We start from the raw sequence: 13,678 nt of genomic DNA on the forward strand, positions 1-13,678 counted from the left end.
TCATGTGCGCCGAATTGTCAGGGTGATCGGACCGCTCTGTCACCTTTAGCGGACAACGATGTCACCCCTGCGCATGACAGGCATGTCACCCCTTTTAAATAAAGAAAGAAAGGTATTTAAAGAAAGGGCGGGAGACTTCGCTGTGGATAACTTTCTCGGAAACACCAAAAGGCGTTCTTAGGGGGACCCGGCGAATCGGGATGGCTTAAGGGAGACGAGCAGACTCGGTCTATGGTACGAACGGTTGGGAATGCGCCCTATGCTTCCGCCAATTCTCACGGTACGCTGACGCCAGCGCCTTGTCCTTGATCACCAGCAGGTTCTCGGCGTTGCGCTCCTCGGCGCTGTTCGTGAAGTTAAAGGAGCCGGTCACGACGGTGTCCTCGTCCATGACCATGACTTTATTGTGGGCGATGGCATGTGCTGCGTCAATGGACACGGGGATGCCGGCGCGCGCCAAGAGTGCGGCGCGTGAGTCGTCTTCGCTCCGCTGGCTTTTATCTAGTATGGCCTCCACCCGGACCCCGCGTTGGCGTGCTGCGACCAGGGCCTGCGCGATGGGTTCGGAGGTAAAGGAGTGGGCTTGCACCAGCACCTGGGAGTTCGCTGAGGCGATGGTGTCAACGACGAGCTGCGTACATCCACCCCGGGGAGAGAAGCAGATGTTCCATGACGGCGGCTGGGCGTCAGTCCCCGAGTGACCCACGTGCCTGGCGGCCTGGCATCCAGTCAGACTTAGGAGCAACCCCAGGGCACAAGCGGCTGAAGCCCTCAAGGGGTATCGTCGGATGGTGTGACGTCGCACGTCGAGGCTCATTAACGGTCTTTTGGACTCCGAGTAGGGGGCAGCGCGGACACGCACTGAAGGCAAGAACTGGTGCCGTCTATGAAAACAGGCACCCTACTGAGTTCGTTTCAGCGTACGCGTAGAGTCTGTGGTATACTAGGGAACACCATGAAGATCAAATCTTTGTTCGATACTAACCCCTACCTCCGCGATCCTGAACAGTATGTAAAAGCACTGATCCTCAACGTCGGCAGTTCAGCCGCAATCGAGATCGGCCGAATTTCCCCTTCCATCGCCAAAGCCCTCAACGAGAAGTCGAGGGTTTTGAAGTCCGGCCAATCGCACGCGTCTTCCGAACGATCTCACTGAAGATCTGCTCCATCGGTCGGTAGTTCTCATCTAACCCCGCCTTCACAGCCGAAAAATACGCCTGGCGCGTTCTCCCCTGGACAGAACTGAAATCCAACAGTGGCAGTCCCGCCTGGAGCGCCATCAACGTCGCGAGGATCCGCGCCACGCGACCGTTGCCGTCCCGAAATGGGTGGATCAACACTAATTCGACGTGGACCACAGCGAGCGCCTTGACCACCCGAGCTTGAGTCCGGAACCTGCAGGGCGTGTATCGCCCTAACAGCTTCTGCTCAAATTGCCGCATCAAGTTCGGTATCCGTTCCGCCGGCGCGAAAGGAAACTCTCCCTTACTGAGGTTGACGCTCCGGTAGTGTCCTGCCCAGACGTAGACACGTCCCAACCATACCCGGTGCATTTGGCAGAGATCAGCAGCCGTAAACCGGTGGTGCCGATCATGCGTTCTCACGAGAGCGTCGGTCGCCTCCTCCAGGAGCTGCGCTTCCAGCGTATCCATTTCTGACTGGCGTGTAATTCCCAACACATTCCTGAGCACGCGGCCATGGGAACCCGGTTCGAATTGCGCTTCGACTAACCCAGAAACGTCATACCGCCCGGTACGTTTAAACCGCATGGATGCCATGGTTATCTTCTTGACTGCTTATGATTTTTGCGTTCCTCAAGCCAGCGCTCGACCTCCGCTACCTTAAACCGCCACTGGTCGGTGACTTTGAAGCCGGGGAGATTGCCGCGCTCCGCCAGGCGGTAGACCGTGAAGCGGTTGAGACGGAGGTAGTCAGCGACTTCCTGGATGGTGAGGAGCTTGTCTTTCATAGAGGTGGCCTTCGGACTCTATAGTAGATTTGCGCGTGTTTGCTGTCAAGAAAAACGGAGGCGTCCGAAATAGTACCGCCTAAAAAGGCCGTTCGACCAGCTCAGCATCGAGTAGGGGCGCATAGGGGGATTCGAGCCGCACGAAGTCGCGGTACGCCGCTTGGCGGCGGTGCGGATCTGGTCCGAGTTGGCTGTAATAGGGATCGTCCTCAACGAGGGGATTGGCGAGTCCCTCGGCATAGTAGCGATAGCTGGACCAGGAGTAGTCGCTCAGGTTGGTCACCAGCTTGGCGCGCAGCGGATTGCGTTCGATGTACCGACCGGCTTCGAGATAATAGCTCTCCTGGGCCACCACGGGGCTCTTATACCGGCCTTGCCAGACATGGCCGGAGTGGCCCACCCGGGCTTGGTACCACCGCCCATACCCTTGGAGGATGAACTGCATGAACTTCGGCAAGGCCACCCCCCGCTCAATTTCCAGGAGAAGGTGGAGGTGATTGGACATGAGGCAGTAGTGGTACAGCCGGGCGGGATAGCGTGCTTTCGCACGTGCCAACAGATCCAAGAAGTACCAGAAGGCCTCGTCTGTGGTGAACAGGAACTGGCGGTTATTCCCGCGCGCGATCACGTGATAGCAGCCTCCATCCACCAAGACCCGCGGCAGCCGCGGCATCAGGGGACGGGGTTAGGCGTTACCATTCGGGACGCCTCCGGTTTTCCCGGGACGCCTCCGGTTTTCCTATTTTCCTAGTTTTTCGTTCGAGGCAACTTTCGAACAGCTTCAAACTGCGTCTTGTCCTTTACGGCTAGACGAAAGTAATCAATATCAATAAGAATATTCCTGCATTTACACCAAACAACCTCTTTAGGTACTGAGGGAATTAGGGTATCGCAGAGCCGACATCTGTAAAAAATATCCCTATCTCTTGGCGCATCATGGGTATCTCGTAAGCCAGTCATGAGCACCTGGTAACCCGCACGGTTCATCGCTACCTCAAATAGCCTTCGTCTACGAGCTCAGAAATTGGTCGGTCAAAGAGATACTGTTTAGCTCCTCCCGTTGCGGCAAATTCTGGCACTGCTGCAGCTGGTCCCATCTCTACATTAAGCGGGTGCATTACCCGATACCTATGATACTCCAATGCTTCCGACCCAGGAGGCAATCCGCGAGAAGAAATAGAGGCACCCACATCACTAGCGAAACCACCATGGGGCGATCCATATCTGTCAATCATTTGTCCTGGCTTTAAAGTACCTCGATTTCGAATTCTGAAACCCTCGTTCGCAGGAAACGGCAGATTTCGTCCTGCAACAAATCGGCCACTTGTAACGTGCCGGTACCTCCTGACAGTTGCATCATAAATATATTTTGCCCCATTGGGAACCAATTCGTTAAGCGCACGTACACCCTGCCGAATCTGTACTGCGCCTACGAATGGAATGAAGAGCGCGGCACCACTGGCGAGACGCCATCCTAAGGGAAGCCGTTCTCCCGTAAACACGTCCACCCCTACAAAGGTGGCAACGCCATCTTGTAGTTCCCCCGCGATGGGCACAAACCCAGCGATGAAGCTGGCACCCTGAGCTACCGCCGGATTGGTGGCAACGTTGCTCCATGTCTGCCCGGGCGACTTCCCTGCTGAGCGAGAGGAGGAAACGAACGCCTGCGAAGTAGTGGGAGAGGATTTCTCCTCCCGTTGATTGGCACTGATGGTGGCGGAGACAACCGCTGCGGCTGCTGTGATAATGAGTTGGGCGGCGTGCGCAATGGCATACTCTACAATGGCGTGAATAACCGCGGCGATGAACCAAAAGAAATGTCCACTCGGGTCCACAAAATTGATCGGGTTGTTGCGGACGTAGGCGTAGCGATTCAGCGTTTGAGGGTCGGAGGGGTCTTGCACAAACGTGTCAGGTTGGGTGAAGCGGCCCAGCGTGGGATCGTAGTAGCGGGCGTGGTAGAAGTAAAGGCCGGTGCTAGCGTCGGCGCGTTGGCCGGTGAATTTTTGGGGGACGTTGGCGGAGCCTTCGCGGCGGTGGAGGGCGCCGTAGGGGGTGTGCTCGGCTAGCTCGACGACCTGGCCTGCTCCATCGGTTATGAGGTTGCTGCTGCCGAGGTGGTCGCTGTGGTAGAAGCGCAGCGTGCCGGTGGAATCTTTGGCGGCGATGCGCTGGCTGCCGGTAAAGACGTATTTGGTCTGTAGCCCATCTGGAGCGATCTCCAGGCTTTCTCCGAGGAAACGGGTGGTGCCAGAGGCCGTCACTTGCTTGACGCGGCCGCCGTCGCCGTCGTAGACGAAGCGGGTGGTGGGGTCGCGGGGGAGGGGCGGGGTCCAGGTGGACGCGGTGGCGACTTGGACGAAGTATGCTGCCCCGGGCTGAATTTCGGTCGCGGGGGTCAGAGAGCTGAGCGCCGCATCGTACTTTAGGATCTGCGCGGCGTCAATCGAACTGAAGATCGTGCTGAGTGCTGTCGGCTGTGTGCTGTGTGCTGGTACAAGGTGCCAGCCGGGGAGGAGCGTGGTGCTGGTTGGCTGCATGGGGAGTTTGCCGCGCAGGGTGATGGTGACGCCTTGCGGGTTCTTGCAGTAGACCTGGTAGCCTTGGCCGTATTCGAAGGTGTCGAAATCGTTGAAGACGGGGTCGTTGACGAAATGCTGGAAGCGCTGGTTGTCCGGTGTCTCGACGGCGGCGTCGAACCAGGCTACCTGCTCGAAATCGGCGGAGAAGTTCGGCAAGACGGCGCTGATATGCGCATCGTCGGGCAGCACTGGGAGCGATACGAAGTTCCAGCCAGGCTGGAAGGTGAGGGTTGCCGTCTCTTCCGGTGCGGTCTGGACCTCGATGAGGCGGTTGTCGGCATCGTAGGAGAACAGTGACTGAGTGAATGAGTGACTGGGTGACTGGGTAAAATCTTTGACGAGCAAGTTGCCGTTGGCGTCGTAGGTCAGCGCTAAACCATTGGAGGTGGAGGTGATGGCATGGGGCTTGGCTCCGCCCTGCAGGCCATAGGTCATGCCCATGCCTTCTTTGGAGGTCATGTTGCCGAGCGGGTCATAGGCGTAATTCAAGACGCCGTAGGCGCCGACGGCGCGGGTGAGGCGGTTGAGGGCGTCGTATTGGAACGACTGGGTGCCGGTGTGGGCTCGGTCGGTGATGGCGGTGACGTTGCCGAGGGCGTCAAACGTGTACGAGAAATCCTGCAGGGTAGTGCCGAGTGACGAGTGGCGAGTGACCAGTGAAGACAAACGAAGCGTCTGGGGATTGTATGTGTAATCGCTGACGGTGCCGTTGCCGTAATGGATCTTTGTGACCTGCCCCGCAGCGTTGTACTGAATGTCCTGAATCACTTCTGTCTGCTGTGTGCTGTCTGCTGTGTGCAGCATGACGGTTTCGATACCGCCCTGGGCGTTGTAGGTGTAGGCGGCGGTGTCGCCGTCCGGATAGGTGAGCGTTGTTAAGCGGCCGGGGAGATCATAGGCGCGCTGGATGGTGTAGGTGGTGCCGTCGAGGATTTTGGTTTCGGTGATCAGGCGGCCGAGCTGGTCATAGATGAAGCGGGAGGAGCCGGAGCCGTCGGCCACGCTGGTGAGTTTGCCCGTGGCGAAGGACTGCTGTGCGTCGTCGTAGGCGTAGGTGACGGGGGGTGAAGGGTCAAGGGTCGAGGGTGAAGGGATAGTGTAGGACTTCTGGGTGAGGCGGTTGAGGGCGTCGTAGGCAAAGTTGATGACCACTCCTCTGGCGTCGGTTTGGTTGGTGAGGTTGTCCACGGCGTCGTAGCCGTAAGTCCAGTGGCCCATATCCGGATCATCCATCGAGAGCTTGCGGCCGAGGGAGTCATAGGCCATGACGGTGGCATTGCCGGCATGGTCCGTCACCCGCGTGAGGCGGTTGGCGGCGTCGTACTGGTAGCGGGTGGTGTAGGTGTTGGGCGGGTTGAGCTCCTCGACGGTGACCAGGCGGCCGTAGGCGTCGGAGGCGCGGCGGGTCTGATGGCCGAGCGCATCCGTGGCGGTGACGGTCCAATCACTGTAGCTGGTGCTGGACACCGAACCGTCCGGCTCGGTGACGGTGAGGGTGCGGCCCAGCGGGTCATAGGTGGAGGAAACAAACGCCAGGGTGGAAAACGACGACTCAGAAGCGATCGGCACATACGCGGTTGAGGCGGTCGAGAGATACGAGACCCACTGCTTGACGGCCAATCCGCGGCTGTTGAGCTCGACGGCCCCGGTGACGACTTGCTTGGCCGGATCTTCCGCCGGAGCGCGGGTCTGGATGGTGCGGCCGAGGCCATCGGCAAACGCGTGAACGGTGAGCATCGCCGGCTGGCCGGACTGGATGCGGGTGCTGACGCTGGTCTTGGACGGCACGGTGGAGAGATCGTACGCATAGCTCATCGTCGGCAGCGCGGCGGTATCGAGCGGGCCGATGACGTTCGTGACCCGGCCCAAGGCGTCGTACTCGGTGGTGGTGGTCTGGTTGTTCTGGTCGGTGGAGCTGGTGACCTGCCCCAGGCGCGCGTCGTAGGCCAGCTGCCGCGAGTGGCCAAGGGCGTTTTGAATGCGCGTGAGATACGTGCCGCCGGCATCATAGGTGTTGGCCGTCGTGCGGCCCAGCGCGTCGGTCACGCCGGCGACATTGCCGTAGGCGTCATAGGCCAGGCTCGTGGCGAGCCATTGCTCCGTGGGCGCGTTGAGCCACTCCTCTTCCCTGGTGAGGTCGCCGAGCGTGGGCAGCGCCGCCGTTGATGACGCGCCGTCGTAATAGAACCGGCGCTGCGCGATGACGACGCCGGCGGCATCCAGCGTTTGGACCACGGCCGGGCGGTTCAGGATCCACGCGGTGGGATTCAGAGTGAACGCGCTCGTTGAGGTGCGCTCATCCCCCGTCACACCCACGTCCCCATCCTCAATGGTCTGCGTCACGTTGCCGTAGGCGTCATAGGTGAAGCGGCTTCGGGTCTGGCGGAAGGTGGCATCACCGTCATAGGTGAAGCTGTCGGTCTGATCCAGCCGGGTGAAATGGACGCCGGGATACATTTCCGAGCATGACCAGGTCGTGAGGCTCTTGGTCCACAGGGTGCCGGTGGCGTCGCGGAACTCGCTTTGGGCAGGCCGGCCTTTCTCGTGCTCGTCTTGCAGGAACGTCGTGCGGGTGGTGTTATTTTCCGCGTCTACGACGGTGGCGGCGGCAAATCCGCGGAATTCCTTGGTGGGGGCGTCATACACGCCGCCATCGTACTGGTAGGTCGTGCGATAGGTGTGGCCCAGGCCGTCGCCGATCGTGACCTCGTTGACCACCTGCGTGATAAACGGCAGCCGGGTGTTCGAGAGCTGCGTTGAGGGCTGATACGCCAGGGTGGTCGTGCCGCCGAGGCCGTTGGCCACATTCGTCAGCAGATCCAAGGCCACGCCCTGCGAGAGCGCCAACTGGGTGCTGCCGCTGGTGGTGTTGAAGACGGCGAAGTCCATCAGCCCGTCGCCGTTGAAATCGCCGATCTGCAGCACGTCGCTGGTGGAGGTCTGCGTAAACACGGGGGCGAGCGTGCCTTGGTCGGTGAAGCCGGCCCCGGTGGAGACGGCGAGTCGGATGCGGCCGGCGGCGCGGTCGTAGTAGAGCACGTCCGAGCGGTCGTCCTCGCTCAGATCGGCGGAGGTGTGCGGCTGGCCCGGGCCGAACCCCACCAGGCTCGTCGTCTGCGGCACGAAGCTCGTGCCGTTGGAAAACGCCACCTGCACGTGGCCGGCTTGATTGTCCGACAACGCAATGTCGGTGAAGCCGTCGCCATTGAAGTCGCCGACCAGCGGCTCGTGGTTGGTCGTGCCCAGGGTGAGCATGAAGGTGTCGCGCGCGACGAACCCCGTGGGCGTAGCCAAGGCGATGGACCATTGCCCGGCTTTATACGTGCCGATGTCGGTTTTACCGTCGCCGTTGAAATCCCCGGTGAAGGGGGTGTCCCCTTCAAAGGGCATGCCGCTGCCGAAGGTAATCGCCGGCGGGGTGCCGGTTTGGAAGCTAGTCCCGGTGGAGACGGCGAATTGCCACGCGCCCAGCTTGAAGACCGCGATGTCGGTTTTGCCGTCGCCGTTCCAGTCGCCTAGCAGCGGGGTGTGCTGGCTCGTGCCAAAGCCGCTGAGCCACGCGCCGGTCGTCAGGCCTGGGCAGCTTTGGGCGCAGGAGACGGTCCACGACCCGGCCGCCGGGTCGAAATTGAGGAATTCGGCGGTGCCGTTGCCGTCCACGTCGCCGGTGAGCAGAAATTTTAAGTTGGCCGAGGCGGTCGTGACGGGGTATGCCGGCGCGGTGGTGGAGGCATAGGTGAACGCGGTCGCAGGAAGGCTCGTCGTCCCATCGGTGCCGAACTGCACAAAACCCGTCAGGAGCGAACGGCCGGTGCGGGCACTGGCCGTGTAGGCGAGTTGATACCGGCGCGCCAGCGATACAGCGCCGCTGACCGTCGCCTTGGCCTCGATGGTCTTCAGGCGCTTGGCCGTGGTGATGGGAAACCCGCTGCGGTAGCTCAGCTCCGCATCCGGCCGGGCCTCCAGGGTGAAATCCACCTGGTTGGACGGGGCCAGGCCGGTGGGCTCATGGCCCGTGTAGCGGATCTGTGAGAGGTAGAGCTGGCCTTGATCGGTGGCATAGCTATACGTCACCGTATTCCCGTGCACATCACTTACCTTGTCCAGCGCCCACCGGAAGGCTTTCCCCGTTGAGACGATCTGTGACGCGGCGGTTTGGCCGAAGAGGTAGCGGGTACCGGATTTGTCACGCGCTTCCCAGCCGCTCGTGCCCTTGGACTCCACGCGCAAGAACAGCCCCTCATCCTTGGCCCGGTAGGTGCCGTCGGGGATCTGCACCAGGTCGGAGGCCACCCCCTGGAACACGAAGGAGAAGACGTCGGAACCATCGTACTTGGGCACGCCGTTCTTGGTGCTGCGCTCGATGTACCCGGCATCCAGGCTCCACCCCACACCCAGCCATCCGTTGCGGCTGGAGGAGGCGTAGGCCAGCGCCAGGCTGGGTTGCAGCCCTTTGCGCCCCGGCGGAAGGGCGATCGGGACCGACGTGGTTGCCCGGCCGGTAAAGAGATCCGGTTGGAAGTTCTGGATGATGCTCATCTGCGGCGGGGGCGCGCTGCCGGCGGAGGCGGTGGCCGACCCCAGGTGCGACGCGTCGGCGCGGGGCGGGAACACCAACTGGCCGGCCACGACGGCCGCCGCCGTCAGTCCAGCCAACGCTCGTCGAGAAACGGGCGAAGCAGCTCGCAGCATCAGGGTCTCCATATGGGCAGAAGGGTCCACAGGTCGTTCCGTCTAGCCCTACCACCCAGCCCAAGATGCTGTCAAGATAATTTTTCACTATATGAAAAATAATATTGACAGATGAGAAAACATGATTTAACGTCGTAGCAACGGGCGCTAGCGGCGCGGAAGCGGGAACGGCACAACCGAAGGAGCGTGAATGAAACGTGTTGTCATCCTGGGGTTCTGTTGCAGCCTGATGGCCGCCGGACCGGCCATGGCGCAACAACCGGACGTGCACAGTTTCGACCTTGGGCCGGAGGTCTATTATTTCAACTATGAGGAGCCCGGCGTGATGGAGGAAGACGGGGTCTTCTACGGCGTAACAGCGGATTACCACTATCACAACACGCTTATGCTGGGATTGGAGGGCCGGTTCGCCTACGGGAGTGTAGACTACACCTCGCCTGGGAGCGGCAGCATTGACGACATTGACGACTTTGTCATCGAAACACGCGGTACGGCTGGCTGGGATTGGACCCTAAACGACCGCGTCCTACTAACACCCTTCGGCGGGTTCGGCTACCGATACCTCAACGACGACACGAGCGGACGGACCAGCACGACCGGCGCGGCAGGATATGAGCGCGAGTCCAATTACTATTACTCCCCGTTCGGGCTGGCGATGCGCTGGACCGGTCAGCGTGGGTGGAGCGTCAGCGTCTCAGGCGAATACGATCTCTTCTGGAGCGGCAAGCAAATCAGCCACCTCAGCGACGCCGTCTCCACCTTGAACGATCTTGAAAATACCCAGGAGGGCGGATACGGGACCCGCACATCCCTTGCCGTGGAGAAGACAGGCCAACGGATTGACTGGGTGTTCGAGGCCTTCTGGCGCTATTGGGACATCGAGGAGTCGAATGCCGCGCCTCTTACGCTGTCCGGGACCGTCATCGGCGTCGGCTTCGAGCCGGCCAACGATACGTACGAATTAGGCGGGCGAATCACCGCGCGGTTTTAATCAGAGCGAGCGCATGAAACTGCTGAGGCGAGCGGCCACTCCACGGCGCCTAGGCGGAGTCCTGCTACTCAGCCTGGCGCTGGCCGGCTGCGCGATCAAGACACCGCACTTGGCGATCACGCAGTGGCCGATTGAAGCCCGCGCCGCCTATTATCAGGATCCGCTGCCCTACCGCGTGGCCGTGCTGCCGTTTGAGGACCACCGCCCCGCCAACGAGCGCGCCGGACAGCGCGCGCCCGCCACGTTTTTGCTGCTGTGGAACCGGCGGGTCGGAGATTACTACACCGGGGACCATGTCTTTGGCGGCAACGTGCGCGCTCAACTGGCGCAAGAACTGGCTGCCTACCTGCGCGCCGCCAATGCGTTTACCGACGTGAACTACTACCCCGCCACGGAATCTACGGCGTCACCAGCTCAAGCGCAGATCCAGCAGCTTGGGCGGTCGGCCGGAGCGGACTATCTCCTGACGACGGACCTCCAGCACTTCTTCGGCAGCCAGCACCAGGAATTTTCGATGTTTCTGCTGCCGCTCTATTTCCTGAGCATGTTCGGATGGCAGGAAGGCAAGGGCCTGCCCTGGGGCCGAACCGTCATGGTCTGCTCGCTGTATGACGCCGGCCAGGGAGAGCTGGTCTGGCGCCACCGAATTGAAACCGACGAGACGCTGCCCACGGAACGCGACTCGATGGCCGAAGCGGCGCTGGAGTCGTTTGCGCTCGCCGCCGGCCAGGTGGCGACGGAAATACGCAACGCCTCGTGGCATGACCAGCAGAGAACGGGAGGAACACCATGAAGATGACGATTCAACAGCGCGAAAAAAAAGAGAACCGGTACGGTTTTGCGGTTTCGGTTTTTGCCTAGCTGGAGCGAAGATGGTAGGAGGCGGCACTTGACGATACAACTAAAAAGTTGTATCCTTACCAGTGGAGAGAGGGTAGGTGGCTGAGTACACCGCGTACTATTTCCAGACTGAAGGCAGGCGATCGCCGGTTGAGGAGTTTATCAATGAGCTGGACCCAGCGACACAACGGAAGTTTTTCTTCAAGCGCAGCTTGTTGGAAGAGTTCGGCCCCCGCTTGCCGCAACCACATGCCAAAAGGCTTGGGGACCGCCTCTACGAGCTGCGCTTTGAAACCCCGGCGGGTCACATGCGAGTGTTCTACTTCTTTGAAGGTAAGCGGATTATCTTGGTGCATGCCATGAAGAAGAAAACCCAGAAACTGCCGGCTCAAGAGCTGGCGATTGCCAGGCAGCGGAGGGATGCGTATTTCGGGGACAGCGGATGAAACGGGAGAGAGCGCCATGGCAACATCCCGCAGGCTGAAATCGGTTGAGGAACATCTCCAGGAGAAGCGGCGACATCCTTCATTTCGTGAGCTCCAGGAATTGGATGAAGAGAAGCTGAAGGTGGCGAACGTCATCATCAATGAACGCGTCCGCCAGAAACTGTCCCAAACCACCCTGGCACGACGGTTGGGCGTCACCCAGCAGCAGGTCTCAAAGCTCGAAAACGGCGAGTTTGACAACCTGGCGACCCTGCAGAAGGTCCTCTCAATCCTCGGCTATCACGTGCGGGTATCAGCCGTGCCGCTTCACCGCGAAGCTCACTCCCACTCCTCGAGCAATTGAGTAGCCCCATTCGATGACTTCGTAGCAGGCTGCTGACTGGATTGAAGCCGTCGTAGGCCTTCCTCTGGCGCTCCCAGCACGGCATCCATCCGCTTGTAATATTCCCTTCTCTCCTTGACCTTGAAGCGTCCGGCAATATGCCCGACGCCGGCACCGGCTATTGAGCCGAGCGGTAGAGGCAGATACGCTCCTCCATACGTCCCATAGGCAGGCCACAAGGTGCGATACGCATGGAATTCGCCTTCCCGATCTTGCTGTTCAACCAAATAGGCCACGGCATTCTCCGAGGCCATCCATTCCTGGTACAGATCGAGAAACGGTAGGATTCTGAGCAAGGCATAGGTGCCTTTCAGCGGGTAATCGGCAAAATCATAGGCGTGCCCCGCTTCATGCAACGCGACGGCGGCATCATCCGAATACAGGTGGACGACGTTGGTGTAGGGGTTGTAATAATCTCCCCACGGAAACAACCGGCCGGTAAGCACGATGTCGTAAACCACGGTAATCGGCAGTCCAAGCAACAAACGATACGGCCACGCCACCTGCTTGTTCCGCATGAGCGCCCCCAAATCCTGGAAGGGAGCGTACTCATTCAGCCGATACGTAGTCTGCTCGAATGCTGGGAGGGTCTTGGCGTTTAAATAGCTGATCAGCTTGGCTTCGGTCGCCTGAGAGATCCGGTGATTGCAAAACGCCCCATTCCAGAGGATAAGCTTGCCGGGCAACGCCAAGATTTCGGCGGGAACATCCAGGAAAGGAATCGCATGGCCGCGCCGGACTTGCAGGTGCGGTCCTTGCCCCACATACGGCGGCGTGAAGGCGCAGCCAGCGCTGAACCCTGCCACAACGCACGCGACGATAATCCGCCGCCGACTCATCACTGCGCACTCAGCTAGGGCGCAAGGACTGTCCGGCCAGGAACGGCCATCGGTAAGACACTTTCTGCTCAGACGACACCAACGCGGCAGCAATTTTGCTTGCGACATAATCACCAATCTTGGATTCCGTCGCGTTGACAACATCCGGAGTAATATCGTGGTCGTAGCGGGTAAAGATAATGCCACCGACGAAGGCGATGGCGCTCCATTCGAGCCAACTGATTTCCGTCCAGGTCCGGCCCATATCGGCATGCCGAATATCCAAATCTACAGGACTAGAAATTCGAGGGAGCGACTGGTGGGTTTTGAGGTCGGTAATATCAGCATCAAAGGAGTAGATGACTCGGTAGTTATAGCCATGCCATGCCGGGGCCCAGACAAGAAAACCCGGCCAATTGATGAGAAAGTTCCACCCACTGCCTTTATATTGGCTACCGGTGGTGAGCTTCAAGTGATAATCAAGGACTTTGTCGTTTGCTTCATTTGGATAGAACGGGTAGATCACGTTAAACCCATCACGCTTGAGTGAATTTGCCACTGCCATCACCAATCGCTCTTCCTCAGGAGTAGAGGGAGCGGCGGAAATCCCCAGCTTCAGATGCCCTCCCTGTGAATTCACAAACTGGGGCTTGTAGAGACCCATGTTCTTGACTTCGAGCTGATGGGCACAACCAACGGAGAGTAATACGAAGAGAAGTCCACCGTATCGAACCATGCAATTCTTCACACCGTTGAATAAAACCATCCTGTGGAACCCTCCTGGTTGTTGGAACGGGGGATACTTTCTTATACCAATCTGATTGACTGGTTGTCAATAATAATTTTCATATTTATCAATCACGAATTGAAAAGGCAACATCGGGTGACGAACGTTCCGGTCTTGCTGACTAGCTGGTTGGTGGTTGCTTCTGACGGGAATTGGCGAGGGCGCCGGCGA

The 13,678-nt window shown here is 59.6% G+C and carries 11 protein-coding genes; 4 read left to right on the forward strand and 7 right to left on the reverse strand.

Going from position 1 to position 13,678, the window contains the following annotated elements:
• Positions 1-229: 229 nt before the first annotated feature.
• The 5 genes from HY737_01725 to HY737_01745 all read right to left on the reverse strand — a co-directional run bounded on the left by HY737_01725 (position 230) and on the right by HY737_01745 (position 9,243).
• Entirely contained in the window at positions 230-817 is a 588-nt protein-coding gene (locus tag HY737_01725) for a phospholipase D family protein (GenBank protein MBI4597109.1), read from the reverse strand.
• A gap of 274 nt (positions 818-1,091) precedes the next feature.
• A complete protein-coding gene (locus HY737_01730) occupies positions 1,092-1,778 on the reverse strand; it encodes a Fic family protein (protein ID MBI4597110.1) in 687 nt (228 codons plus the stop codon).
• A gap of 2 nt (positions 1,779-1,780) precedes the next feature.
• A complete protein-coding gene (locus HY737_01735; protein MBI4597111.1) occupies positions 1,781-1,969 on the reverse strand; it encodes a helix-turn-helix domain-containing protein in 189 nt (62 codons plus the stop codon).
• Between the two features lie 79 nt (positions 1,970-2,048).
• Positions 2,049-2,642 (reverse strand): transposase, encoded by a 594-nt coding sequence (locus HY737_01740; protein MBI4597112.1) that lies wholly within the window; start codon positions 2,640-2,642, stop codon positions 2,049-2,051.
• A 316-nt stretch (positions 2,643-2,958) separates the two neighbouring features.
• Positions 2,959-9,243, reverse strand: a complete 6,285-nt coding sequence (locus HY737_01745; protein ID MBI4597113.1) for a glycohydrolase toxin TNT-related protein — start codon at positions 9,241-9,243, stop codon at positions 2,959-2,961.
• A 190-nt stretch (positions 9,244-9,433) separates the two neighbouring features.
• Here HY737_01745 and HY737_01750 point away from each other — a divergent pair, with 190 nt between their 5' ends.
• From HY737_01750 to HY737_01765, 4 genes are all read left to right on the forward strand, one after another.
• Complete coding sequence (locus HY737_01750) at positions 9,434-10,234, forward strand: porin family protein (GenBank protein ID MBI4597114.1); 801 nt, start codon at positions 9,434-9,436, stop codon at positions 10,232-10,234.
• 13 nt (positions 10,235-10,247) lie between these two features.
• The gene (locus HY737_01755) at positions 10,248-11,027 is read left to right on the forward strand and encodes a hypothetical protein (protein ID MBI4597115.1); all 780 of its coding nucleotides are present in this window, start codon (positions 10,248-10,250) and stop codon (positions 11,025-11,027) included.
• A 145-nt stretch (positions 11,028-11,172) separates the two neighbouring features.
• Complete coding sequence (locus HY737_01760) at positions 11,173-11,520, forward strand: type II toxin-antitoxin system RelE/ParE family toxin (protein MBI4597116.1); 348 nt, start codon at positions 11,173-11,175, stop codon at positions 11,518-11,520.
• A 16-nt stretch (positions 11,521-11,536) separates the two neighbouring features.
• Positions 11,537-11,863 carry a helix-turn-helix transcriptional regulator gene (locus tag HY737_01765; protein ID MBI4597117.1) on the forward strand — a complete coding sequence of 109 codons (327 nt, stop codon included), beginning with the start codon at positions 11,537-11,539 and terminating at the stop codon, positions 11,861-11,863.
• On the opposite strand, the gene HY737_01770 is transcribed toward HY737_01765, so the two are convergent.
• Together HY737_01770 and HY737_01775 are read right to left on the reverse strand one after the other, a co-directional pair.
• Positions 11,839-12,741, reverse strand: a complete 903-nt coding sequence (locus HY737_01770) for a hypothetical protein (GenBank protein MBI4597118.1) — start codon at positions 12,739-12,741, stop codon at positions 11,839-11,841. The two genes, HY737_01765 and HY737_01770, sit on opposite strands and share 25 nt — an antisense overlap.
• Positions 12,742-12,751: 10 nt before the next feature.
• Positions 12,752-13,486: a hypothetical protein gene (locus tag HY737_01775; protein MBI4597119.1), complete on the reverse strand. Its 735-nt coding sequence runs from the start codon at positions 13,484-13,486 to the stop codon at positions 12,752-12,754.
• Positions 13,487-13,678 lie beyond the last annotated feature (192 nt).

This window comes from Candidatus Omnitrophota bacterium (genome assembly GCA_016209275.1).
In the GTDB taxonomy this organism is placed as follows: Bacteria; Omnitrophota; Gorgyraeia; order Aquiviventales; family Aquiviventaceae; genus JACQWM01.

Excerpts from the sequence above, each read along its gene's own strand:
- HY737_01725 (MBI4597109.1), bottom strand. The coding sequence starts at position 817 with ATGAGCCTCGACGTGCGACGTCACACCATCCGACGATACCCCTTGAGG.
- HY737_01730 (MBI4597110.1), bottom strand. The coding sequence starts at position 1,778 with ATGGCATCCATGCGGTTTAAACGTACCGGGCGGTATGACGTTTCTGGG.
- HY737_01735 (MBI4597111.1), bottom strand. The coding sequence starts at position 1,969 with ATGAAAGACAAGCTCCTCACCATCCAGGAAGTCGCTGACTACCTCCGT.
- HY737_01740 (MBI4597112.1), bottom strand. The coding sequence starts at position 2,642 with ATGCCGCGGCTGCCGCGGGTCTTGGTGGATGGAGGCTGCTATCACGTG.
- HY737_01745 (MBI4597113.1), bottom strand. The coding sequence starts at position 9,243 with ATGCTGCGAGCTGCTTCGCCCGTTTCTCGACGAGCGTTGGCTGGACTG.
- HY737_01750 (MBI4597114.1), top strand. The coding sequence starts at position 9,434 with ATGAAACGTGTTGTCATCCTGGGGTTCTGTTGCAGCCTGATGGCCGCC.
- HY737_01755 (MBI4597115.1), top strand. The coding sequence starts at position 10,248 with ATGAAACTGCTGAGGCGAGCGGCCACTCCACGGCGCCTAGGCGGAGTC.
- HY737_01765 (MBI4597117.1), top strand. The coding sequence starts at position 11,537 with ATGGCAACATCCCGCAGGCTGAAATCGGTTGAGGAACATCTCCAGGAG.
- HY737_01770 (MBI4597118.1), bottom strand. The coding sequence starts at position 12,741 with ATGAGTCGGCGGCGGATTATCGTCGCGTGCGTTGTGGCAGGGTTCAGC.
- HY737_01775 (MBI4597119.1), bottom strand. The coding sequence starts at position 13,486 with ATGGTTTTATTCAACGGTGTGAAGAATTGCATGGTTCGATACGGTGGA.